Genomic DNA, 19,749 nt, shown 5'->3' with positions numbered 1-19,749 from the left:
CCATGAACCACGTGCTCGAATCGACCATGTACGACGTCGCGCAGCTCTTCCTGCTGCCGACGCTGGCGCTGATCGCGCTGCTCTTTCTCTACGCCTTCTGGGCGCTGGGCGAGTTCGCCACGCTCGCCTGGCAGCGCCGCCGCGGCGGCGGCCGGCCGCTGCTGGCCGCCGACCGCGCCGCCGGCGGCCTGAGCGACGACGCGCTGGACCTGCACGCCCACCGGATGCTGGAAACGCAGCGCATCGCCAGCCGCGTGACGCCGATGCTGGGACTCGTCGCGACGATGATCCCGATGGGCCCGGCGCTGAAGTCGTTGTCCGACGGCAACCTGGCGCAGGTGTCGCAGAACCTCACCGTCGCGTTCTCGGCGGTGATCCTGGCGCTGATCGCGGCGTCGATCACCTTCTGGGTCGTCAACGTGCGCCGGCGCTGGCTGGCCGAGGAGCTGGTCGAGATCACGGCCGCCCGCGGCAAGGCGGCGGCATGAAGCTGCTGCACGAACCGCAGGACGACGACCCCATCCTCTCGGTCGTCAACCTGATCGACATCTTCCTCGTCGTCATCGCCGCGCTGCTGATCACGGTGGCGCAGAACCCGCTGATGAACCCGTTCTCCAAGCGCGACGTCACCGTCATCACCGACCCGGGCAAACCGAGCATGGAGATGGTCGTCAAGAAGGGCGAGAAGATCGAGCGCTACAAGGCCAGCGGCGCGATCGGCAGCGGCGATGGCGAGAAGGCCGGCGTCGCCTACCGGATGAAGGACGGTTCCATCGTCTACGTGCCCGAAGGCGGCTCCTGAGCGGCGCGGCGCCAGACGGCGCCGGCGCCCGAACACAGCAGCAGCGCCAGCAAGAGCGCGAACACCAGCACCGCGCCGCCGCGCCCGGCCGGCGCGATGCAGCCGGCCAGCTGCACGAGCCAGAAGACGAAGGCCGCGACGTAGGGCAGGAACAGCGTCCAGCGCGCCGCCGTCAGTGCGCCTGGATCACGGTGCGCCCGCACCAGCCGCCAGTGCGGCGCGCGGGCGAAGTGCCGGTCCAGCGCGTGCCACCAGGCGATCAGGTTGCGCGACAGCACGACTTCGATCGTGCCGGCCACCAGGCTGAGCAGGAGTCCGGTGGCGGCCAGCAGCGTCGGCGACGGCGGCGGCTCGTCGTCGTAGTAAACCTTGGCCAGCGCCGCGATCGCGCCGAGGAAGAACGGCAGCGCGATGAAGCGGATCGCGCTGTGCGCGCGGATGAAGGCCAGCGTTTCGCGCACGGCGTCGTCGGCGCCGGGGCGGGGCAGGGGCGGGCGGCGCAGGCGGCTCGGGGGCATCGGGTGCGTGAAGCGGGCGGGACTGCAGTCTCGCGCGTGCGCGCCGTCACGGCCCTGCGGCCAACCCGCAGACCCGCGCCCTGCAAAGACCCCGGGGGCAGCGTACGATTTGCGCGAATTTGCCCCGCCAGGAGACAAGCCGATGCAAGGTCACCCCGCCATCCTCGACGCGCTGAACGCGCTGCTGGTCGACGAGCTCGCCGCGCGCGACCAGTACTTCATCCATTCGCGCATGCTCTCCGAATGGGGCCTGGCGAAGCTGGCCGACCGCATCGGCCACGAGATGGAAGACGAGACGGCGCACGCCGACGCGCTGATCCGCCGCATCCTGATGCTGGGCGGCACGCCGCGCATGACGCCCAACGCGCTGGACGTCGGCCACGACGTGCCGTCGATCCTGCAGAACGACCTGGCCGTCGAACTGCGTGTCGTGCAGCACCTGCGCGAGGTGATGGCGCTGTGCGAAGCCGAACGCGACTACGTCACGCGCGACATCCTGCTGCCGATGCTCGACGACACCGAGCAGGACCACGCCCACTGGCTGGAGCAGCAGCTGCGCCTGATCGGCCTGGTGACGCTGCCGAACTACCTGCAGAGCCAGATGGCGTCCTGAGGCCGGCGGAACGCGGCTTGCCGGCTTTCGCGGCATCTTGACCGCAGGAGCCGGCATGGACGACAAGACGATCTGGGTGCTGGTGGCCGACGAGGCCATCGCACGTTTGCTGCGCCGCCCCGACGGCGGCGGTGCGCTCGAACCGATCGAGGAACTGACCGACCCGGCGGCGCACGCGCGCGGCCGCGATCTGCGTGACGACGCCGTCGGCCGCCGCACCGGCGGCGTGCCCGCCGGCGCGCCCGAAAGCACGCGCGGCGGCACCGCCACCACCTCGGCCGGCGAGGACGAACGCCACCACGAAGCCGAGAGCTTCGCGCGCCGTGTCGCGGCGCGGCTGCACGAAGCGGCGCTGGCGCACCGCTTCGACGAGCTGCATCTGGCCGCCGCGCCGCGTTTCCTCGGCCTGCTGCGCAAGGCGTTTTCGCCGCAGGTGCAGCAGCGCCTGGGCCGGCAGTTCGACAAGGACCTGGTGCAGGTCGACAACGCCGCACTGGGCGAACGGTTCTTCCCGCGGCCGCGGCGGGCCGGCGGCTCGCCGATGTAACGGTCTGCCGCAGCACTCAACCGCCCCGCGTCCCGGCCGAAGAGCCGGGATCGGCAACGGCGGGAGACGCAGGTGCGGCAGACGATCGTTTTCGGCTTCATGCTCGCCGCGGCGCTGCCGGCGGCCGCCGGTGGGCTGACCGCCACCGAGACCCGCTGGCTGCGTGGTGCCGCGCCGGTGCTGGCCGACGCCGAGGCGCGCGGCCTGCCGCTGGACATCGTCGTGCAGCCGCAGCCCACCACCGGGCTGGCGCCGCTGGCGCTGGGTTTCGTCGACGGGCGCTGCAAGTTCGTGCTGTCGATGCGCGCCAACCCCGAAGCCGAAGCGACGCTGGAACGCCTGCCGCCCGGCCGCGAGGACTTGGCGCTGGAGCTGATGGCCGCGCACGAGGTCGCGCACTGCGAACGCCACGTGCAGGGCGCCTGGCATGGCCGCCCGCCGGGTGCCGACGCTGCCGCCAATCCCGAACGTGGCGAAGAAGCCTGGGCCGACCTCGCCGGCCTGGCCTGGATCCAGGCCCGCCGCCCGGCCGACTACGCGGCGATGCACGCCTGGCTGGTGGCCGAACGCCGCCGCGACCGCGTGCCCGGCGGCGCGCACGACACGCTGGACTGGGTGGACGCCGCCAGCGCCGGCCTGGGCGACGGCGCGCCGGCTGCCGCCGCGGCAGCGCTCTGGACGCGTGTCTCGGCCGCGACCCGCTGAGATTCAACGTCGGCGCCTGAGGCGCCGATAACGGGGCATGACCCCCCGCGACAGCCTGCGCGTGGCATGCTGCGGCGCGCCGATGCCGCCCAGAACCCGCCCCCGCCCCGGCCGATGATCCGCCACCTGATGCGCCTGCGCCGCGCCGCGCGGCTCGCGTCGGCGCTGCCGTCCAAGGAGCTGCTGCTGGCCGAACTCGCCCGCCACGCCGGCCCCGACGGCCGCATCGTGCGCGCCGACCCGCTGCCGGCGATCGCCGTCGCGGTGCTGGCGGTGCTGGCCGCGGCCTGGCGCCACCAGGCCGGCGAAGACGGCCAGGCGCTGGCGGCGCTGCTCGTCGTGCTGCTGGCCGGCGGCCTGCCGGTGGCGGCCTTCGCGGCGCGACGGCGCTTCATCGACACCGTGCTCGGCCAGGCGGCGATGCTCGACCGCGGCCTGAGCGCGGTGCAGCGCGACGGCCCTGCGCTGTGGCGCGAATGGCGCGAACGTTTCCCCGACTTCGAACGCGGCGACGAGAGCCAGACCATCGACCGCCTCGTCGAGGGCGAGTGGACCGACGAAGCCGGCGGCACGCACCGGATCGCCTGCTACCGCTTCCGCTGGGTCGAGGTGCGGCACAGCACCCGCACCGACGCCGACGGCAAGCAGCACGACGAGACGCAGCGCACGACGCACGACCGCCACGGCGTCGTCGTCTCGCTGGCGCTGCCGCTGGTGCTGGCCGTTTCCGAAGTGCGCAAGCCGAACATGCCGGTGCCCTGGAGCACCGCGTCGATCGAGTTCGGCGAGCGCTGGCGCGTCGGCGCGGCCAGCGAGATGCAGGCCGCGCGCCTGCTGACGCCGTCCGTCGTGCAGACCTTCGTCGAGACCGGGCGCCACTTCCGCGCGCTGGACCTGCACTTCATCGGCGACAGCGGCTGCATCTCGTTCTCCGACGACGACCTGCTCGTGCGTGCCGACGCCCGCCAGCGAACCGACCGCCTCGACGAGCTGCGCTGGCGCGTGCGGTCGACGGCCACGATGCCCAAGCTCGAGGCGCTGACGACGCTGCTGCGCGCGCTGTGCGACGCCGCCGACGGGCTGCAGCCGCGCGCCGAGCCCGCACCCCCGATCCCGTCCCGAAAGGCCTTCCCGTGAACACCACCCTGATCGTCGTGCTGGCCGCCATCGCCGTCGCTTGCGGCGTCGTCCTCATCCACAACGGCATCGTCTCGCGCCGCAACGCGGTGCGCCGCGCCTGGGCCGACGTGCTGGCCTACGAACGCCAGAAGCAGCAGACCCTGCCCAGGCTGGAGGAGCTGGTCGGCTCCTACCAGGAGTACGAACGCGGCCTGCTGACCAGCGTGACGCAGCTGCGCGAGAGCCTGGGCCGCCTGGGCGCGCAGCCCGACGGCATCGCGCTGGCCCAGGCCGAACGCGCCAGCGCCGAGCTGCTGAAGAGCCTGCGCATCGCCGTCGAGGCCTACCCCGAGCTGCAGGCCGCCGGCGCCTTGCGCGACCTGATGGCCCAGCTCGTGGACCTGCAGAAGGAAGTGACGGCGGCGCTGACGATCTTCAGCCGCAACGTCGAGCTCTACAACACCGGGCTGGAAGTGTTCCCGGCCTCGCTGGTCAACGCCGCGGTCACACGCGCGCAGCCGGTCGAGCCCTTCACCGACCCGCGCGCGGCCTCGGCTTTCGACTACCGCCCGCGGCTCTGAGCCGCGCCGTCAGCGCGTGCGCCAGGCGTGGTGGCAGACGACGCAGCTCGTCGTCAGCTCGCCCAGCCGGCGCAGCGCCAGCGCCTGGTCGCCGGCTTTGGCGGCTTCGGCGAAACGGGTCGCCGCCTGGTGGCCTTCGATGCCCAGGCGGTGCATTTCCTGCGGCATCTGCGGCCCGGGGCGCGCGTCCATCGGCAGCGAGCGGTTGCGGCCCATCGCGCCGAAACCGAGTTCGGTGTCGGCCACCTTGGCGGCCTCGGCCAGCTTGCCGTCGGCCAGCAGCGCGATCAGCTCGTTGAGCGCACGCAGGTTGCCCAGCATCTCGTCGCGCAGCGTGGCCTGGGCGGCCGGCGTCATCGGGACGAAGGTGCGCCCGTCCTCGGCAGCGAAGACGGCAGGGGCGCAGACGAGGCAGGCGAGGGCGAGGGCACGGCGCATGAACGGGCTCCGGGAAAGCTGACGCCGCGATGCTACCCCCCGGGGTTCCGGTGCCGGCCGCGGGGCCTCCCGGGACGTGGCCCAATCGGCGCATGAGCAGAGACAACACCCCCGTCTTCGACGACCCCGCCGGCGGCTGGAACCAGCGTTACCGCGCCGAGGGCTATCTGTTCGGCACGGCGCCCAACGCCTATCTGGAGAGCCTGGCCGCCCGGCTGCCGGCGGGCGGGCGCGCGCTGTGTGTCGCCGACGGCGAAGGCCGCAACAGCGTCTGGCTGGCGCGGCGCGGTTTCGAGGTCGACGCCTTCGACATCTCGGAGGTCGCGGTGGCCAAGGCGCGGCGCCTGGCGGCCGAGGCCGGCGTCACGGTGCACTACGAGGTCGTCGGCTGCGACGACCGGGCCTGGCCCGAAGCGGCCTACGACCTGGTGGCCGCGGTTTTCGTGCAGTTCGCCGACCCGCCGACGCGCTCGCGCCTGTTCGAGCGCATGGCGCGTGCGCTGCGTCCGGGCGGCTGCCTGGTGCTGCAGGGCTACACGCCGGCGCAGCTGGCCTACCGCAGCGGCGGGCCGGGGCGCGTGGACCACCTCTACACGCCCGAGCTTCTGCGCGAGGCCTTCGCCGGGCTGGAGATCCTGGACCTCGCCGAGTACGAAGCCGAACTCGCCGAAGGCACGCAGCACGTCGGCCGGGCGGCGCTGATCGGCATGCTGGCGCGCCGCCCCGGCTGATCAGCCTTTCGAGCGGCGCAGCAGCCGCAGGCCGTTGAAGACGACGATCAGGCTGGCGCCCATGTCGGCGAAGACGGCCATCCACATCGTCGCGTCGTCGAACACCGCCAGCGCCAGGAACACCGCCTTGATGCCCAGCGCCAGCACGATGTTCTGCACCAGCACCGCGTGCGTCGCACGCGACAGGCGCACGGTCTCGGCGACGCGGCGCGGGTCGTCGTTCATCACGACGACGTCGGCGGCCTCGATCGCGACGTCGGTGCCGGCGGCACCCATCGCGATGCCCAGGTCGCTGCGCGCCAGCGCCGGGGCGTCGTTCAGGCCGTCGCCGGCCATCGCCGTCGGGCCGTGGCGGCGCTGCAGGTCCTCGATCGCGGCCAGCTTGTCTTCGGGCAGCAGGTCGGCGCGCACTTCGGCGATGCCGGCTTCGGCGGCCACCGCCTGCGCCGCGGCGCCGTGGTCGCCGCTCAGCATCACCGGCACCACGCCCAGCGCCTTCAGCGCCGCGACGGCTTCGCGCGCGCCGGGCTTCAGCGTGTCGGCAACGGCGAACAGCGCCAGCGCCTGCGCGCCGCGGCCCAGCAGCGTGAGGCCGCGGCCCTGGCGTTCGTGCTCGGCCAGCGCGGCTTCGAGCTCGGGTGTCAGCGCGCCGCGTTCGGCGGCCAGGCGGCGGCTGCCCAGCCAGACGGCGGCGCCCTCGGCCTGGGCGACGACACCACGCCCGTGCAGCGCCTGCACCGCGCTGACGGCGGCCGCTGCGGCCGGTGCCAGGCCGGCGGCGATGGCGCGTGACACCGGGTGGTCGGTCTGCGCCGCCAGCGCCGCGCCCAGCGCACGCGCCGCGGCCTCGTCGCCGGCCAGCGTCTGCCAGTGCACGAGACGCGGCCGGCCCTCGGTCAGCGTGCCGGTCTTGTCGAAGGCCACGGCGCGGATGCGGCGCGCGGCTTCGAGATGCGCGCCGCCCTTGAGCAGCACGCCGCGGCGCGCCGCCGCCGCCAGGCCGCTGGACAGCGCCACCGGCGTCGAGATCACCAGCGCGCAGGGGCAGGCGATGACAAGCAGCACCAGCGCCTTGTAGATCGCCGTGGTCCAGGCCCAGCCGGCGACGAACGGCCCGCCCAGCGCCACCGCCAGCGCGACGGCGAACACCGCCGGCGTGTAGACGGCGGCGAAGCGGTCGACGAAACGCTGCGTCGGCGCGCGCGAGGCCTGGGCGTGTTCGACCGCCTCGACGATGCGCGCCAGCGTCGAACGCGAGGCCGGCGCGCTGATGCGCGCCTCGACCGCGCCCGACAGGTTCAGCGTGCCGGCGAACAGCGCGTCGCCCGGCTGCTTGTCCACCGGCAGGCTTTCGCCGGTGACGGCGGCCTGGTCGACGCTGGTCGTGCCTTCGCTCAGCACGGCGTCGACCGGGAAACGTTCTCCGGGGCGCACGCGCAGCGTCTCGCCGACGGCGGCTTCGGCCACCGGCACCGTGACCCAGGCGCCGGCGCGGCGCAGCGTCGCGACCTCGGGCGCCATCGCCATCAGCGCGGCGATCGCGCCGCGCGCGCGGTCCACCGCGCGGGCCTCGATCAGCTCGGCGATCGTGTAGAGCGCCATCACCATCGCGGCCTCGGGCCACTGGCCGATCGCGAAGGCGCCGACGACGGCCACCGACATCAGCGCGTTGATGTCCAGCCGGCGGCGCGCCAGCGCGGCGAAACCCTTCTTCAGCACGCCCAGGCCGGCCAGTGCGATCGCCGCGGCGGCGAGCGCCATGCCGGCCCATTCGGCGGTCTGGGAGGCGGGCAGCAGGGCGTGCAGCAGCTCGGCAGCGGCGGCCAGCGCCAGCGCCGCGCCCAGGCGCGGCAGGCCGGCGGCGCGCCACCAGGGCAGCGGCGCGGCGTCTTCGGCCAGCGGCTCGGCGGCGAAGCCGGCGCGGCGGATGGCGGCCAGCGCGGCGTCGCGCGCCGCGGGTTCGGCGTCCAGGCGCAGCGTGCGTTCGGCGAGCGCGAAATGCAGCCTGCGGATGCCCGTGATGCCTTCGAGCGCGCGGCGGATCTGCCCTTCCTCGACGGCGCAGTCCATCGCCGGGATGCGCAGCCTCAGGCCGGGGCCGCCGGGGTCGGGCTGGGTGTCGGCGGGCGCGGCGCAGGCGCCGCCGCAGCAGTCGTGTTCGTGCGCGTGCGCGTCGCCATGCGTGTGGGCATGGCCGTGGTCGTGCGCGTGGTCGTGCCCATGCTCATGCCCGTGGTCGTGCGAATGTTCGTGGGCGGGTTCCGGCGCGCGCCGCCGCCGCGTCGGCATCGGCAAGGCCACCGTGGCCACCGGCGTGCAGCCGCAGCCTTCGCCGCAGCCGTCGGAATCGTTCTTCTTCGTGTCCATGCCGCCATTGCAGACCCTGTAGCGGGTTTAGAGTCAAGCGGTCCCACGACGGAGGAACGGTGATGCGCATCGGTGAACTCGCGGCGGCCTGCGGCACGCCGGTCGAAACGATCCGCTACTACGAACGCGAAGGCCTGCTGCCGGCGCCGCCGCGTTCGGGCGGCAACTACCGCGTCTACGGCGAGGCCGAGCTGGAGCGCCTGGCCTTCATCCGTCAGTGCCGCGCGCTGGACATGTCGCTGGACGAGGTGCGTGCGCTGCTCGCCTTCCGCGACGCGCCGCCGGCCGACTGCAGCGGCGTCAATGCGCTGCTCGACGAACACATCGGCCACGTCGTGCACCGCATCGAGGAACTGCGCGCGCTGGAAGCCTCGCTGCGCACGCTGCGTGCACGCTGCGGCACGCCGGGCGATGGCGCGGCCTGCGGCATCCTCGCCAGCCTGGGCCACGGCGCGCTGCCCGAGGCCGCGCCGCACACCGGCGGCGTGCACGAACACGCGGCGACACACGCCCCGGCACGGCGCGTGCAACGCTCCCGCGCATGAGACTCTGGCCCCGGCCGCAAGCGGCCGACGACGACGAAACGCCGCGTGCGCTGCAGCTCCAGGTCGCGATGCCGCTGGCCTCGGCCCACGGGCCGATGCGGCTGGACGTCGCGCTGCGCCTGGCGCCCGGCGAATGGGCGGCGCTGCTGGGGCCGTCGGGTGCCGGCAAGACGACGCTGCTGCGGCTGGTCGCCGGGCTGGCGCGGCCCGAGGCCGGGCGGGTCGACTGGGGCGACGAATGCTGGTCCGACGCCGCACGCGGCGTCTTCGTGCCGACGCGCCATCGCCGTGTCGGTTTCGTCTTCCAGGACCATGCGCTGTTCCCGCAGATGACGGCGCGGCGCAACGTCGAGTTCGCCTTGCGGCCCGGCGCACCCAGGCGCCTGGCCGGCGACTGGCTGGACTGGGCCGGGCTGGCGGCGCTGGCCGATCGCCGGCCCGAGCAGCTGTCCGGCGGCCAGCAGCAGCGCCTGGCGCTGGCGCGCACGCTGGCGTCGCAGCCGAGGCTGCTGCTGCTCGACGAACCGCTGTCGTCGCTGGACGCGGCGCTGCGCCACGAACTGCAGGACGGCCTGCTGCGCCTGCGCCGCGGCGACATCCCGGGCCACGGCCGGCCTTCGGCGCTGCTGGTCACGCACGACCCGGCCGAGGCGCTGCGCCTGGCCGGCCGGCTGCTGCGGCTGGAGCAGGGCCGGCTGCAGCAGGACCTGCCCGCCGCGCCGCCATCCGACGACGGCTGCCTGCGGGTGCCGGCGCGTGTGCTCGCGCGGCATGCCGACGGCGCCGTCGAGGTCGAGGCCGCCGGCCAGCGCTGCCGCATTGCCGCCGATGGCGACTGGCGCGTCGGTGACCTGGTGCTCGTCAGCGCCGCGGCGCCGCGCATCGAAGCCGCGTCGTCGGCAGGCCGCGTCTCGTAGCGGCCGGGCCTCGGTGCCCGTGCCATCCGTCCCCGCCGGCACCAGCGCCAGCTCCCTCTCCCGCGGGGCGGGAGAGGGGACGTCACCGGCGGCGGTCGGTGGTCGGTGTCGGCTTCGGCAGGCGGATCACCCCCGCAGCGCCCGTTCCGGCACCGCTGTCTGTTCCCTCTCCCGCTTGCGGGAGAGGGTCGGGGTGAGGGGCTCGCGGCCAGCCTTCACAAGGCCTCCAGCCGCCGCAGCGCCGCGAACACCGCCAGCGCCACCGCGCCGAGCAGCGCCGACAGCAGCGCGGCCTGGGCGAACTCGCCGCCCATCACGGCGTTGTAGATCGCCAGCGAGACCGTCGTCGTGCGGCCCTCGACGTTGCCGCCCAGCATCAGCGTGATGCCGACCTCGCCGACCGAACGCGCCAGCCCCAGCGCCAGCCCGGCCGCGAGCGCGCGCCGGGTTGCCGGCAGCAGCACCTGCAGCAGGATCTGCCACTCGTTCTTGCCCAGCGTGCGCGCCGCTTCGCCCAGCCGTGCCGCGGCACTCTCCAGCGCCGCCTGCACCGGCTTGACGACCAGCGGCAGCCCGGCCAGCACCGAGGCCAGCAGCACGCCGGCAAACGAGAACACGAAGTCCAGCCCGAGGTGCTCGCGCAGCGGCGCGCCGACCACGCCGTGGCGGCCCAGCAGCCACAGCAGCAGAAAGCCGGTGGCCACCGGCGGAAACACCAGCGGCAGTGTCACCAGCCCGTCGAGCAGCGCGCGCCCGCGCCAGCCGCGCCGCGCCAGCGCCGCCGCCAGCGCGGTGCCCAGCGTCGCGTGCACCAGCAGCGTCAGCGCCGCGACCTGGGCCGACAGCACCAGCGCCGAACGCAGCGCCGGCTCGGCCAGCGCGGCGAACACGTCCGGCACGGCGCCGGCGTCAGAGCCCGTGCCGGCGCAGCAGGGCCTGCGCCTCGGGCGTCGCGAGGAAGGCCTCGAAGGCCTGGATCTCGGCGTCGCCCTCGTGCCCCGGCACGACGGCGGCGACGATGTGCACCGGCGAATACAGCGCCGCGTCGACCACCAGCCAGCCGCCGATGCGCTCGCGGATGCCCAGCGCGTCCGTGAGGTTGATGAAGCCGGCGTCGACGTCGCCGCTGACGAGGTAAGCCGAGACCTGCGGCACCGTCGCCACCGTCATCAGCCGCGGCTTCAGCGCCGGGGCCAGGCCGCTGCGTTGCAGGAACTCGGTGGCCGCCTTGCCGTAGACGGCGTGCGTCGGATCGGGCAGCGCGATGCGGGCGTAGGCCGGCTCGGCCAGCGCCTCGGCCTTGGCCGGTGCCGGCGCGGCCTTGGCCCAGGCCAGCACCAGCCGGCCTTCGCCGACCGGCACGAGGCGCGCGCCCTTCAGCAGCGGCGCGGCGTCGAGGAAAGCCTGGTCGCCGAGGATCAGCGCGACACGCGTGCTCTGCGCGGCCAGCGCCAGCACCTGCGCCATGTTGCCGAACGAGGCTTCGAGCTTGAACCCGCTGCGCGCCTCGAAGGCCTGGGCGAGTTCGGTGACCGGGCGCTTGTAGCCGGCGCCGGCGGCGACGATCGGCGGCTCGGCGCGTGCCGCAGCGGCGAAGGTGAAGGCCGCGAGCAGCGGCAGCATGAAGGCGCCCCAGCGCGCCGGCAGCGGGATTCTCATCGTGGCATCGTCTCCGACAGGTAGTAGCGCGCGGTTTCTTCGGGCGGGCAGCGGCCGTAGTGCAGCACCGACTCGTGCACCAGCCAGCGGCCGTCGTGCAGCCGCCAGGCGGTGGTGCAGGCGGTGACCGAAGTCGTTTCGACGAACTCCTCGTCGTCGTCGGACGCCGGCGCGGCCAGGCGGTGGCGGCTGGTGCAGAAGCTCGGCGTGCCGTCGGCGGCGTAGCCCAGCGTGCGTTCGGCCGGCAGTTCGTCGTCGGCGTGGTGTTCGCAGCGCTGCGGCGGCACCACCAGGGCGCGCAGCGTGTCGGGCAGCAGATGCCGCCAGTCGGTGGGCGGCTGCCCCATGCGGCAGGGCGGCGGCGGGGCGCTGGGGTCGCGGGCCATCGGCATCCTCCTTCGGCCTCAGGCGAGCTCGGCGTCGCCTGGATGGAACTCGACCCGCACGTCGCAGGGCGGCGCGCTGTAGGGCGCGGAGCTGACCAGCAGGTCAGCCCCGGCGGCGGCGTAGGCCGCGGCGTTGGTGGCGTTGACGCCGCCGGCTGCGGCCAGCCGCGGGCGCCGCGCCAGCGCCTGCAGCCGCGTGTGGCACTCGGCCACCAGCGCCGGGCTGAACTTCTCCAGCTGCAGCACGTCGGCGCCGGCTTCGGCCCAGGCCAGCGCCTCGTCGACGCTGCGAACCTCGACGACCACCGTCTTTTCGGGCTCGGCCGCGTGCAGCCGCGCCACCGTGGCCGCCGGCGCCTCGCGCAGGTACAGCCGGTGTTCGGGGAAGACGAGCAGCGTCTCCGACAGCCCCAGCCGGTGCATCGTCGCGCCGCCGGCGCGCACCGCCTTGGCCGACAGCCACTTGGTGCCCGGCACGTTCTTGCGCGTGCAGGCCACCGGCACGGCGCGGCCGCTGTCGCGCGCCGCGGCCACCAGCGTGGCACTGGCGGTGGCGATGCCCGAGGCCCATTCGACCAGCGTCTGCGCCGTCTTCCAGGCCGCGTGCAGCGCCGGCACCGGGCCTTGCGCGGCGAGCAGGCGCTCACCCGCCGCGACCGCGCGCCCGCTGGGCACCAGGCGGCGCGCGCTGGCGCCGGCGAGCACGAACAGGCGTTCGGCCTCCTCGGTCGCGCAGACCGTCATCGCGGCGCGCGCGCGGAACTCCAGCCGCGCCGGCGCCGCCGCGGCCAGGCCCAGCGCCTCGGTCGTCAGGTCGCCGCAGGGAACGTCGTCGTGCAGCAGGGCCAGCAGTTCGGGGTCGGGCAGGGTGTTCATCGCGGTCCTCAAGCCAAGAGCGCGACGGCCTTGATCTGCGCCCACACCGGGCAGCCCGGCACCAGCCCGAGCTGGTCGCGCGACAGCCGGGTGATGCGTGCCACCAGCGGCGTGCCGCCGGCGTCCAGGCGCAGCAGCACGTGCGCCGGCGTGTCGGCCGGCGCCTCGGCGACGACGGTGGCGGCGACGCGGTTGAGGATCGAGCTGTCGCCCGAGGGCGAGAGCGCGACGCTGACGTCGCGCGCGCGCACCTGCAGCCGCAGCCGCCGGCCGGCGGGCTCGGGCCCGTGCGCCACCTGCACACGCCCGCCGGGGAAGGCGATCGTCACCAGGCCGTAGTGCACGTCGTGTTCGACAACGCGGCCGTCGATGACGACGCCGGCGTCCTCGCCCTGCGCGGTGGGCAGGTCCAGCCGCGCCATCAGCTCGGCCAGCGGGCCGTGCGCGACGACGCGGCCGCTGTCCAGCAGCACCAGGTGGTCGGCCAGCCGCGCCACCTCGTCGGGCGCGTGGCTGACGTAGAGGATGGGCAGGTCCAGCTCGGCGTGCAGCTTCTCGAGGAAGGGCAGGATCTCGCGTTTGCGCGCCGTGTCCAGCGCGGCCAGCGGCTCGTCCATCAGCAGCAGGCGCGGGCTGGTCAGCAAGGCGCGCGCGACGGCGACACGCTGGCGCTCGCCGCCCGACAGGTGCGCCGGCCGGCGTTCCAGCAGGTGGCCGATGCCCATCAGCTCGACGGCGGCGTCGAAATCGACACGGCGATCGGCCGCCGCGATGCGCTTGCGGCCGAAGTCGAGGTTGGCGCGCACCGTCAGGTGCTCGAACAGGCTGGCGTCCTGGAAGACGACGCCGACCGGGCGTTTGTGCGTCGGCACGAAGAGGCCGCGTGTCTCGTCCTGCCAGCACTCGCCGCCGACGACGAGCCGGCCGCGGTGGCGTTCCAGCCCGGCGATGGCACGCAGCAGCGTCGTCTTGCCCGAGCCCGAAGGCCCGAACAGCGCGGTGACGCCGCGGCCCGGCAGCTGCAGGTCGGCCTGCAGGCGAAAGCCCGGGTAATCGACGTCGAAACGCGCTTCGATCGCCGCCCGCGGCTCGGCCGCACGTTCGACCGCCTGCGCTTCGGGCCGGCCGGCGTTCATGCCCGCCTCCGCGACGGGTTCAGCGTGTACAGCCCGAGCAGCACGACGAAGCTGAAGATCACCATGCCGGCGGCCAGCCCGTGGGCCTGGGCGTACTCCATCGCCTCGACGTGGTCGTAGATCTGCACCGAGACGACACGCGTCTGCTCGGGGATGTTGCCGCCGATCATCAGCACGACGCCGAACTCGCCGACGGTGTGCGCGAAGCCGAGGATGGAGGCGGTGAGGAAACCCGGCCGTGCCAGCGGCACGACGACGCTGAAGAAGGTGTCCAGCGGCCCGGCGCGCAGCGTCGCCGCGGCTTCGAGCGGCCGGTCGCCCAGCGCCTCGAAGGCGTTCTGCAGCGGCTGCACGACGAAAGGCATCGAATAGAACACCGACGCCACCACCAGCCCGGCGAAGGTGAACGGCAGCCGGCCGATGCCGAGCCACTCGGTGAACGCGCCGACGGGGCCGTGCGGCCCCATCGCCAGCAGCAGGTAGAAGCCCAGCACCGTCGGCGGCAGCACCAGCGGCAGCGCGACGACGGCGCCGACCGGGCCTTTCCACCAAGACCGCGTGCGTGCCAGCCACCACGCGATCGGCGTGCCGATGACGAGCAGCAGCGCGGTGACGACCGTCGCCAGCTCCAGCGTCAGCCGGATCGCGCCCCAGTCTTCGCTGCTGAACGGCATCGGTGGGCTCCGTGCGTCGCGCTTACGGCGCGACCTGGTAGCCGTAGGCGCGGATGATGGCCAGCGCCTTCTCGCTCTTCAGATACGCCAGCCAGGCCTTGGCCGCCGGGTTGGCCGCGCCCTTGGCCAGCACCACCGCGTCCTGACGGATCGGCTGGTGCAGCTTGGCCGGCACGATCCACGCCGAGCCGCTCTTGAGCGCGCCGTCCTCGAAGACCTGCGACAGCGCGACGAAGCCCAGCGGCGCATTGCCGGTGGCGACGAACTGGTAGGCCTGGGCGATGTTCTCGCCCTGCACGAGCTTGGGCGTGACGGCGTCGAGAACGCCCAGCGCCTTCATCGTCTCGATGGCCGCGGCGCCGTAGGGCGCGGTCTTGGGGTTGGCGATGGACAGGCGCTCGAACTGGCCGCTCTTGAGCACCGCGCCCTGGGCGTCGACGGCACCCGGCTGCGCGCTCCACAGCACCAGCGTGCCGATGGCGTAGGTGAAACGTGTGCCCGGCGCGGCCTGGCCTTCCTTCTCCAGCTTGGCCGGGGTCTCGTCGTCTGCCGCGAGCAGCACCTCGAACGGCGCGCCGTTCGTGATCTGCGCGTAGAACTTGCCGGTGGCGCCGAAGCTCAGCTTGGCGACGTGGCCGGTGTCCTTCTCGAACTGGGCGGCGATCTTCTGCGCCGGGGCGGTGAAGTTGGCGGCCACGGCCACCTGCACCTCGTCGGCATGGGCCAGGCTGGCGGCAAAGAGCAGGGCGGCGAGGGCGATCGGGTTCTTCATGCAGGAAAGCTCCGTGTGACGGGGGACGGGGAACGGGACAAGCGTCAGTCGTAGGTGGCCAGGATCACCGCCGAGGACTTGAACAGCGCGCCGGCGGCCATGCCGGGCACCAGGCCCAGCGCCTCGACGCTGCCGTGGGTGACGACGGCGGCCACGCTGCGGCCACCCGGCAGGGCGATGACGACCTCGTCGTTGACGATGCCGGCGTGCACCGCCGAGACCTCGCCCCAGAGCTGGTTGCGCGCGGTGACGCGCATGGCGCGGTCGGTGGCGACGAGCACCGAGCTGGACTTCACCAGCGCCAGCACCTCCTGGCCGATGGCCAGGCCCAGGTTCTCGGCGCTGGCACGGGTGATGACGGCGACGATCTCGGTGGCGTCGTCCAGCGCCAGGCGCACCTCGTAGTCGACGCGGCCGTCGCGCAGGCCGACGATGCGGCCGTGGAACTGGTTGCGTGCGCTGCTGCGCATCGACGCGCGGCGCATCAGCTGGCGGAAGGCGCGCACGTCGGACGCGCCGGCCTCGGGCAGGTGCGCGGCGACGCGGTCGAGCACCGTCTGGTATTCGGTCTCCAGCGCGCGGTACATCGCGACGACGCGCCGGCCGTAGTCGGTGAGGCGTGTGCCGCCGCCCTGGCGGCCGCCGGTGACGCGCTCGACCAGCGGCTGCGGCGCCAGATTGTTCAGCGTGTCGATCGCGTCCCAGGCAGCCTTGTACGACAGCGGCACGGCCTTGGCGGCCTGGTTGATCGAGCCGTGGCGGGCTATCGCTTCGAGCAGGCGCACACGCGTCTCGCCCAGCGAGGCGCCGCCGTCGGTGTCCAGCGTCATGCGGGCGGCGAAGCGGGGGGTGGCGTCGGAGTCCATCGTCTTCGGCATTTATATGTACCGCGGTAGATAGCGAAAGCCGTGCCAGCGCCGCCGTCCCGCGCCCGCCGGATGCCGGCGTGGTGCGAGGCCATCGTTATGGTGGCAACGCCATAGGCGTGGCACTTAGAGTGGGCTGCATCGGGCCGACGCTGTCGGGTGCCCGACATTCTATGTAGGCAACACTACAAAAAACCCGTCAGAGCCTGCAACACAAAGGAAGCACGATGAAGATCAGCGCTCGCAACGTTCTCCGCGGCACCGTCTCGGCGGTCAAGGCCGGTGCCGTCAATGCCGAAGTCCATGTCGATCTGGGTGCGGGCGACCACCTGACGGCCATCGTCACGCTGGCCAGCTGCACCGACCTGGAGCTGGCCCCGGGCAAGCCGGTGGTGGCACTGGTCAAGGCGCCCTGGGTCATCGTGATGACCGGCGACAGCGAGCTGAAGCTGTCGGCGCGCAACCAGCTGGCCGGCACCGTCAGCGCCGTCGAAACCGGCGCGGTGAACGCCGAGGTCGTCATCACGCTTCCGGGCGGTGCGCAGATCGCCGCCATCGTCACCAAGGAAGCCGTGAAGGATCTGGGCCTGGCGCCGGGCGTGGCGGCCACGGCGGTCATCAAGGCTTCGCACGTGGTGCTCGGCGTACCGAAGGCCTGAGCGCCGCCCCGGCGTTTATCCCGAGGCCGACGCCCCCGGCCCGGGCTTAGGCTGGCATCCGGCAGGCAAGGCGGCGCGCCGGTGGCGCGCGCCGCGGTTCCCCTGCCATCGCACGATGCCCGCCACCCGCTCCCCCGCCTGTCTCCGTCGCTGCGCGCCCCTGGCGCGCCGGGGTCGCCGTGCACACGAGCGGGCCGCCGCGCTGGCGATGACCTTCGGCGGCCACCTGGCCGTCTCCGTGCGCGGGATCGCGTGCGCGCCGCCGGGCTGCTGAGCCCCGCCGCACGCTTTCAACCGTTCCCCACGGAGACATCCATGCCCGACCTGTTCCCCAACCCGATGGGGCTGCAGGGCTTCGAGTTCGTCGAGTTCGCCTCGCCGACGCCGAACGTCCTGGAGCCGCTGTTCGAGAAGATGGGCTTCGCGCTCGTCGCCCGCCACCGCAGCAAGGACGTCGTCCTGTACCGCCAGGGCGACATCAACTTCATCGTCAACCGCGAGCCCAAGAGCCTGGCCGGCTACTTCGCTGCCGAGCACGGGCCCTGCGCCTGCGCGCTGGCCTTCCGCGTGCGCGACTCGCACCACGCCTACGCGCGTGCGCTGGAGCTGGGCGCGCAGCCGATCGACGTGCCCACCGGGCCGATGGAGCTGCGCCTGCCGGCCATCCGCGGCATCGGCGGCGCGGCGCTGTACCTGATCGACCGCTTCGAGGACGGCAAGAGCATCTACGACATCGACTTCGAGTTCCTGCCCGGTTATGCCGACCCGGCGGCACGCCACCCGCGGGGCCACGGCCTGCGCGTCATCGACCACCTGACGCACAACGTCTACCGCGGGCGCATGGCGTTCTGGGGCGGCTTCTACGAGCGGCTGTTCAACTTCCGCGAGATCCGCTACTTCGACATCCAGGGCGAGTACACGGGCCTGACGAGCCGCGCGATGACCGCGCCCGACGGGCTGATCCGCATTCCGCTGAACGAGGAGTCGGGCAAGGGCGGCAGCGGCCAGATCGAGGAGTTCTTGATGAAGTTCAGCGGCGAGGGCATCCAGCACATCGCGCTGCTGACCGACGACCTGGTGGCCACCGTCGACGCGCTGCAGATGGCCGGCGTGCCGCTGATGACGGCGCCCAACGACATCTACTACCAGATGCTCGACGAACGCCTGCCCGGCCACGGCCTGCAGGTGCCGCCGCTGCAGGCGCGCGGCATCCTGGTCGACGGTTCGACAACGGGCGGCGACAAGCGGCTGCTGCTGCAGATCTTCTCGGAGACGCTGCTCGGGCCGGTGTTCTTCGAGTTCATCGAGCGGCGTCGCGAGGAGGGGTTTGGCGAAGGCAACTTCAAGGCGCTGTTCGAGAGCCTGGAGCGGGATCAGATTCGGCGGGGGGCGTTGAAGGTGGGGGCGTAGGGGCGCTTCTGGTTTCTTGCGTATGAGGGTGGCGCTGCCCTGGCTTCTGGCGCTGCCTGTTCGGCTGTCCGGTTCTTCGCGTGAGTCGCGGAGTTCCTGGCGTCTCGTCCGCGACCGACTGCGGCGTGCCGCGGCCACCGGGTGGCCGGTTCCGTTCATGTCCCCCGGCCCGGCTGCGCCGGGCCTCCTCCTAATACTTCACTCCACCGGCCACCCGGCGTCCGCGGCAGGGCGGGGTGGGGTGGGGATGTCCGCTCGTTCATCAAAGGCGGGCGGTTGGAGCAGTTGGTCGACTTACTAGTATCGCTCGACGTGCCACCGTCACCACGGCGTGGCTGTGACGCGTCGATTGAAGGCAACGCCGCATCCGCAGTCTGGCGTCCTCCTCTGCGCAGTCGTTGTCGCAGTAGGGATGCCACCTTACATTGCCATCACGCCCGCGGCGCGACACTGCTTATCGCCCGCGCCAAGCGGGCACGCGCCGTATAGGTTCGATTGGTGGCGGAGCAGCGCCTTTCATCAAGCCTGATGCAAAATCTTTAGTCGCGATAGGCAGTGAATCAAAGGTGTGTTAATGAATTATGTTGCGCCTGAAATAACCATTGAAGCTTTTCATTGTCCTTTCTGCGGCACATACGCGCACATGGACTGGGCTTGGCTAGTAAACAGGCAGGCGATAACTAAATATCTTGAGGCTACTTGCTCCAGGTGCCGAAAAGCGAGCCTTTGGTTGGCGTATGACACAAAGAATGTGCATGGCAATTTGAAGCCGAATTCTGGTGAGATGGTTTATCCGGACTTCGGTACTGCGCCGCTGCCAGAGGTTGATATGCCTGAGGATGTGGTGAGAGACTACTGTGAGGCCGCTCGGATTTTCTCAAAGTCGCCGAGAGGGGCGGCGGCATTACTCAGGCTTGGTCTGCAGAAGCTGTGTAGACATTTGGGCGAGGAGGGGGTGAACATAAATGAAGACATTAGGTCTTTGGCTGCAAAAAATACCATCCCGCCTTTGGTTGTTAAGGTTGCGGATACGGTGCGAATAACAGGAAACAATGCGGTTCATCCAGGGGAAATGTGCGATGATGACTTTGATCACATTGCCTCGAAAATGTTTGAATTGCTTAACTTTGTCGTCAAAAAGGGGATATCTGAGCCAAGAGAGTTGGAGGCGCTTTATTCCATGGTCCCCGAGGGGGCCAGAAAAAAGGCGGAAATCCGCGACGAAAAAGCGAAGTTGTCTGCGCGGGGTTGAACTTGAAGCGCAGCACTACTTTCACGCCTTAGGCTAAGGGCAGTCTGCAATAACACTCCCGCGATGCCGGTTGGCCCGGGCGCAGTGTGTGGCCTCGGGGCAGGTCTTGTGTTTTGCATCCCAGGCTGCGAACGTAGGCCGCTCTTGCGAGGCAAACCTCCGACGGCCGAAGAGGC

The 19,749-nt window shown here is 72.3% G+C and carries 24 protein-coding genes; 13 read left to right on the top strand and 11 right to left on the bottom strand.

Annotated features, from left to right (window positions below; translation table 11 throughout):
• Positions 1-2: 2 nt before the first annotated feature.
• Complete coding sequence (locus EV684_RS01420) at positions 3-488, top strand: MotA/TolQ/ExbB proton channel family protein (protein WP_132644414.1); 486 nt, start codon at positions 3-5, stop codon at positions 486-488.
• Entirely contained in the window at positions 485-802 is a 318-nt protein-coding gene (locus EV684_RS01415) for a DUF2149 domain-containing protein (RefSeq protein ID WP_009858382.1), read from the top strand. Before EV684_RS01420 ends, EV684_RS01415 begins: the two co-directional genes overlap by 4 nt.
• On the opposite strand, the gene EV684_RS01410 is transcribed toward EV684_RS01415, so the two are convergent.
• On the bottom strand, positions 778-1,320 hold the full coding sequence (locus EV684_RS01410; protein ID WP_243651007.1) for a hypothetical protein: 543 nt from the start codon (positions 1,318-1,320) through the stop codon (positions 778-780). The genes EV684_RS01415 and EV684_RS01410 overlap by 25 nt on opposite strands.
• Before the next feature lie 142 nt (positions 1,321-1,462).
• Between EV684_RS01410 and bfr the strand changes: the two genes are divergently transcribed.
• The 5 genes from bfr (at position 1,463) to EV684_RS01385 (ending at position 4,885) form a co-directional block, all read left to right on the top strand.
• Positions 1,463-1,933: a bacterioferritin gene (gene bfr / locus EV684_RS01405; protein ID WP_132644413.1), complete on the top strand. Its 471-nt coding sequence runs from the start codon at positions 1,463-1,465 to the stop codon at positions 1,931-1,933.
• A 55-nt stretch (positions 1,934-1,988) separates the two neighbouring features.
• Positions 1,989-2,480 (top strand): host attachment protein, encoded by a 492-nt coding sequence (locus EV684_RS01400; RefSeq protein WP_132644412.1) that lies wholly within the window; start codon positions 1,989-1,991, stop codon positions 2,478-2,480.
• Positions 2,481-2,552: 72 nt separating this feature from the next.
• Positions 2,553-3,185 carry a hypothetical protein gene (locus EV684_RS01395; RefSeq protein WP_132644411.1) on the top strand — a complete coding sequence of 211 codons (633 nt, stop codon included), beginning with the start codon at positions 2,553-2,555 and terminating at the stop codon, positions 3,183-3,185.
• Positions 3,186-3,299: 114 nt separating this feature from the next.
• Positions 3,300-4,322 (top strand): hypothetical protein, encoded by a 1,023-nt coding sequence (locus EV684_RS01390; RefSeq protein ID WP_132644410.1) that lies wholly within the window; start codon positions 3,300-3,302, stop codon positions 4,320-4,322.
• Positions 4,319-4,885 carry a LemA family protein gene (locus EV684_RS01385; protein WP_132644409.1) on the top strand — a complete coding sequence of 189 codons (567 nt, stop codon included), beginning with the start codon at positions 4,319-4,321 and terminating at the stop codon, positions 4,883-4,885. The genes EV684_RS01390 and EV684_RS01385 overlap by 4 nt, the downstream gene beginning before the upstream one ends.
• 9 nt (positions 4,886-4,894) lie before the next feature.
• Here the strand turns inward: EV684_RS01385 and EV684_RS01380 are convergent, their stop codons facing one another.
• Complete coding sequence (locus EV684_RS01380) at positions 4,895-5,323, bottom strand: cytochrome C (RefSeq protein WP_132644408.1); 429 nt, start codon at positions 5,321-5,323, stop codon at positions 4,895-4,897.
• Positions 5,324-5,415: 92 nt separating this feature from the next.
• Here EV684_RS01380 and EV684_RS01375 point away from each other — a divergent pair, with 92 nt between their 5' ends.
• Positions 5,416-6,054, top strand: a complete 639-nt coding sequence (locus EV684_RS01375) for an SAM-dependent methyltransferase (RefSeq protein WP_132644407.1) — start codon at positions 5,416-5,418, stop codon at positions 6,052-6,054.
• Here the strand turns inward: EV684_RS01375 and EV684_RS01370 are convergent, their stop codons facing one another.
• Positions 6,055-8,421: a heavy metal translocating P-type ATPase gene (locus EV684_RS01370; RefSeq protein ID WP_132644406.1), complete on the bottom strand. Its 2,367-nt coding sequence runs from the start codon at positions 8,419-8,421 to the stop codon at positions 6,055-6,057.
• A gap of 62 nt (positions 8,422-8,483) precedes the next feature.
• Here EV684_RS01370 and cadR point away from each other — a divergent pair, with 62 nt between their 5' ends.
• Positions 8,484-8,966, top strand: a complete 483-nt coding sequence (gene cadR / locus EV684_RS01365; RefSeq protein WP_132644405.1) for a Cd(II)/Pb(II)-responsive transcriptional regulator — start codon at positions 8,484-8,486, stop codon at positions 8,964-8,966.
• Positions 8,963-9,883, top strand: coding sequence for an ABC transporter ATP-binding protein (locus EV684_RS01360; RefSeq protein WP_132644404.1), 921 nt, complete (start codon positions 8,963-8,965; stop codon positions 9,881-9,883). Before cadR ends, EV684_RS01360 begins: the two co-directional genes overlap by 4 nt.
• Positions 9,884-10,098: 215 nt before the next feature.
• Here the strand turns inward: EV684_RS01360 and modB (EV684_RS01355) are convergent, their stop codons facing one another.
• The 8 genes from modB (EV684_RS01355) to EV684_RS01320 are packed head-to-tail and all read right to left on the bottom strand — an operon-like array spanning position 10,099 to position 16,252.
• Positions 10,099-10,782, bottom strand: a complete 684-nt coding sequence (modB, locus tag EV684_RS01355; RefSeq protein WP_132644403.1) for a molybdate ABC transporter permease subunit — start codon at positions 10,780-10,782, stop codon at positions 10,099-10,101.
• Positions 10,783-10,792: 10 nt separating this feature from the next.
• Positions 10,793-11,542 carry a molybdate ABC transporter substrate-binding protein gene (gene modA / locus EV684_RS01350; RefSeq protein WP_132644402.1) on the bottom strand — a complete coding sequence of 250 codons (750 nt, stop codon included), beginning with the start codon at positions 11,540-11,542 and terminating at the stop codon, positions 10,793-10,795.
• A complete protein-coding gene (locus EV684_RS01345) occupies positions 11,539-11,928 on the bottom strand; it encodes a hypothetical protein (protein WP_132644401.1) in 390 nt (129 codons plus the stop codon). The genes modA (EV684_RS01350) and EV684_RS01345 overlap by 4 nt, the downstream gene beginning before the upstream one ends.
• 18 nt (positions 11,929-11,946) lie before the next feature.
• Positions 11,947-12,804 carry a ModD protein gene (gene modD, locus EV684_RS01340; RefSeq protein WP_132644400.1) on the bottom strand — a complete coding sequence of 286 codons (858 nt, stop codon included), beginning with the start codon at positions 12,802-12,804 and terminating at the stop codon, positions 11,947-11,949.
• 8 nt (positions 12,805-12,812) lie between these two features.
• Entirely contained in the window at positions 12,813-13,940 is a 1,128-nt protein-coding gene (gene modC / locus EV684_RS01335) for a molybdenum ABC transporter ATP-binding protein (RefSeq protein ID WP_132644399.1), read from the bottom strand.
• Positions 13,937-14,614: a molybdate ABC transporter permease subunit gene (gene modB / locus EV684_RS01330; RefSeq protein ID WP_132644398.1), complete on the bottom strand. Its 678-nt coding sequence runs from the start codon at positions 14,612-14,614 to the stop codon at positions 13,937-13,939. Before modB (EV684_RS01330) ends, modC begins: the two co-directional genes overlap by 4 nt.
• Positions 14,615-14,636: 22 nt before the next feature.
• Positions 14,637-15,386, bottom strand: coding sequence for a molybdate ABC transporter substrate-binding protein (gene modA / locus EV684_RS01325; RefSeq protein WP_132644397.1), 750 nt, complete (start codon positions 15,384-15,386; stop codon positions 14,637-14,639).
• 44 nt (positions 15,387-15,430) lie between these two features.
• Positions 15,431-16,252, bottom strand: a complete 822-nt coding sequence (locus tag EV684_RS01320) for a TOBE domain-containing protein (RefSeq protein ID WP_132644758.1) — start codon at positions 16,250-16,252, stop codon at positions 15,431-15,433.
• A 227-nt stretch (positions 16,253-16,479) separates the two neighbouring features.
• Here EV684_RS01320 and EV684_RS01315 point away from each other — a divergent pair, with 227 nt between their 5' ends.
• The 3 genes from EV684_RS01315 (at position 16,480) to EV684_RS01305 (ending at position 19,573) form a co-directional block, all read left to right on the top strand.
• The gene (locus EV684_RS01315; RefSeq protein ID WP_132644396.1) at positions 16,480-16,911 is read left to right on the top strand and encodes a TOBE domain-containing protein; all 432 of its coding nucleotides are present in this window, start codon (positions 16,480-16,482) and stop codon (positions 16,909-16,911) included.
• Positions 16,912-17,226: 315 nt separating this feature from the next.
• Positions 17,227-18,321: a 4-hydroxyphenylpyruvate dioxygenase gene (hppD, locus tag EV684_RS01310; protein WP_132644395.1), complete on the top strand. Its 1,095-nt coding sequence runs from the start codon at positions 17,227-17,229 to the stop codon at positions 18,319-18,321.
• 574 nt (positions 18,322-18,895) lie between these two features.
• A complete protein-coding gene (locus EV684_RS01305; RefSeq protein ID WP_132644394.1) occupies positions 18,896-19,573 on the top strand; it encodes a DUF4145 domain-containing protein in 678 nt (225 codons plus the stop codon).
• Positions 19,574-19,749: the final 176 nt, after the last annotated feature.

The organism is Rubrivivax gelatinosus (assembly GCF_004340905.1).
GTDB lineage: Bacteria > Pseudomonadota > Gammaproteobacteria > Burkholderiales > Burkholderiaceae_C > Rubrivivax > Rubrivivax gelatinosus.
This window is presented reverse-complemented; position numbering and strand designations above follow the sequence as displayed.

Coding starts and splice junctions, on each gene's coding strand:
- EV684_RS01415 (WP_009858382.1), top strand. CDS start 485: ATGAAGCTGCTGCACGAACCGCAGGACGACGACCCCATCCTCTCGGTC.
- EV684_RS01305 (WP_132644394.1), top strand. CDS start 18,896: ATGAATTATGTTGCGCCTGAAATAACCATTGAAGCTTTTCATTGTCCT.
- EV684_RS01375 (WP_132644407.1), top strand. CDS start 5,416: ATGAGCAGAGACAACACCCCCGTCTTCGACGACCCCGCCGGCGGCTGG.
- EV684_RS01400 (WP_132644412.1), top strand. CDS start 1,989: ATGGACGACAAGACGATCTGGGTGCTGGTGGCCGACGAGGCCATCGCA.
- modA (WP_132644397.1), bottom strand. CDS start 15,386: ATGAAGAACCCGATCGCCCTCGCCGCCCTGCTCTTTGCCGCCAGCCTG.
- EV684_RS01380 (WP_132644408.1), bottom strand. CDS start 5,323: ATGCGCCGTGCCCTCGCCCTCGCCTGCCTCGTCTGCGCCCCTGCCGTC.
- EV684_RS01370 (WP_132644406.1), bottom strand. CDS start 8,421: ATGGACACGAAGAAGAACGATTCCGACGGCTGCGGCGAAGGCTGCGGC.
- modB (WP_132644398.1), bottom strand. CDS start 14,614: ATGCCGTTCAGCAGCGAAGACTGGGGCGCGATCCGGCTGACGCTGGAG.
- EV684_RS01315 (WP_132644396.1), top strand. CDS start 16,480: ATGAAGATCAGCGCTCGCAACGTTCTCCGCGGCACCGTCTCGGCGGTC.
- EV684_RS01320 (WP_132644758.1), bottom strand. CDS start 16,252: ATGGACTCCGACGCCACCCCCCGCTTCGCCGCCCGCATGACGCTGGAC.
- EV684_RS01390 (WP_132644410.1), top strand. CDS start 3,300: ATGATCCGCCACCTGATGCGCCTGCGCCGCGCCGCGCGGCTCGCGTCG.
- EV684_RS01420 (WP_132644414.1), top strand. CDS start 3: ATGAACCACGTGCTCGAATCGACCATGTACGACGTCGCGCAGCTCTTC.
- modD (WP_132644400.1), bottom strand. CDS start 12,804: ATGAACACCCTGCCCGACCCCGAACTGCTGGCCCTGCTGCACGACGAC.
- modC (WP_132644399.1), bottom strand. CDS start 13,940: ATGAACGCCGGCCGGCCCGAAGCGCAGGCGGTCGAACGTGCGGCCGAG.
- EV684_RS01345 (WP_132644401.1), bottom strand. CDS start 11,928: ATGGCCCGCGACCCCAGCGCCCCGCCGCCGCCCTGCCGCATGGGGCAG.
- cadR (WP_132644405.1), top strand. CDS start 8,484: ATGCGCATCGGTGAACTCGCGGCGGCCTGCGGCACGCCGGTCGAAACG.
- EV684_RS01410 (WP_243651007.1), bottom strand. CDS start 1,320: ATGCCCCCGAGCCGCCTGCGCCGCCCGCCCCTGCCCCGCCCCGGCGCC.
- modA (WP_132644402.1), bottom strand. CDS start 11,542: ATGAGAATCCCGCTGCCGGCGCGCTGGGGCGCCTTCATGCTGCCGCTG.
- hppD (WP_132644395.1), top strand. CDS start 17,227: ATGCCCGACCTGTTCCCCAACCCGATGGGGCTGCAGGGCTTCGAGTTC.
- bfr (WP_132644413.1), top strand. CDS start 1,463: ATGCAAGGTCACCCCGCCATCCTCGACGCGCTGAACGCGCTGCTGGTC.
- EV684_RS01360 (WP_132644404.1), top strand. CDS start 8,963: ATGAGACTCTGGCCCCGGCCGCAAGCGGCCGACGACGACGAAACGCCG.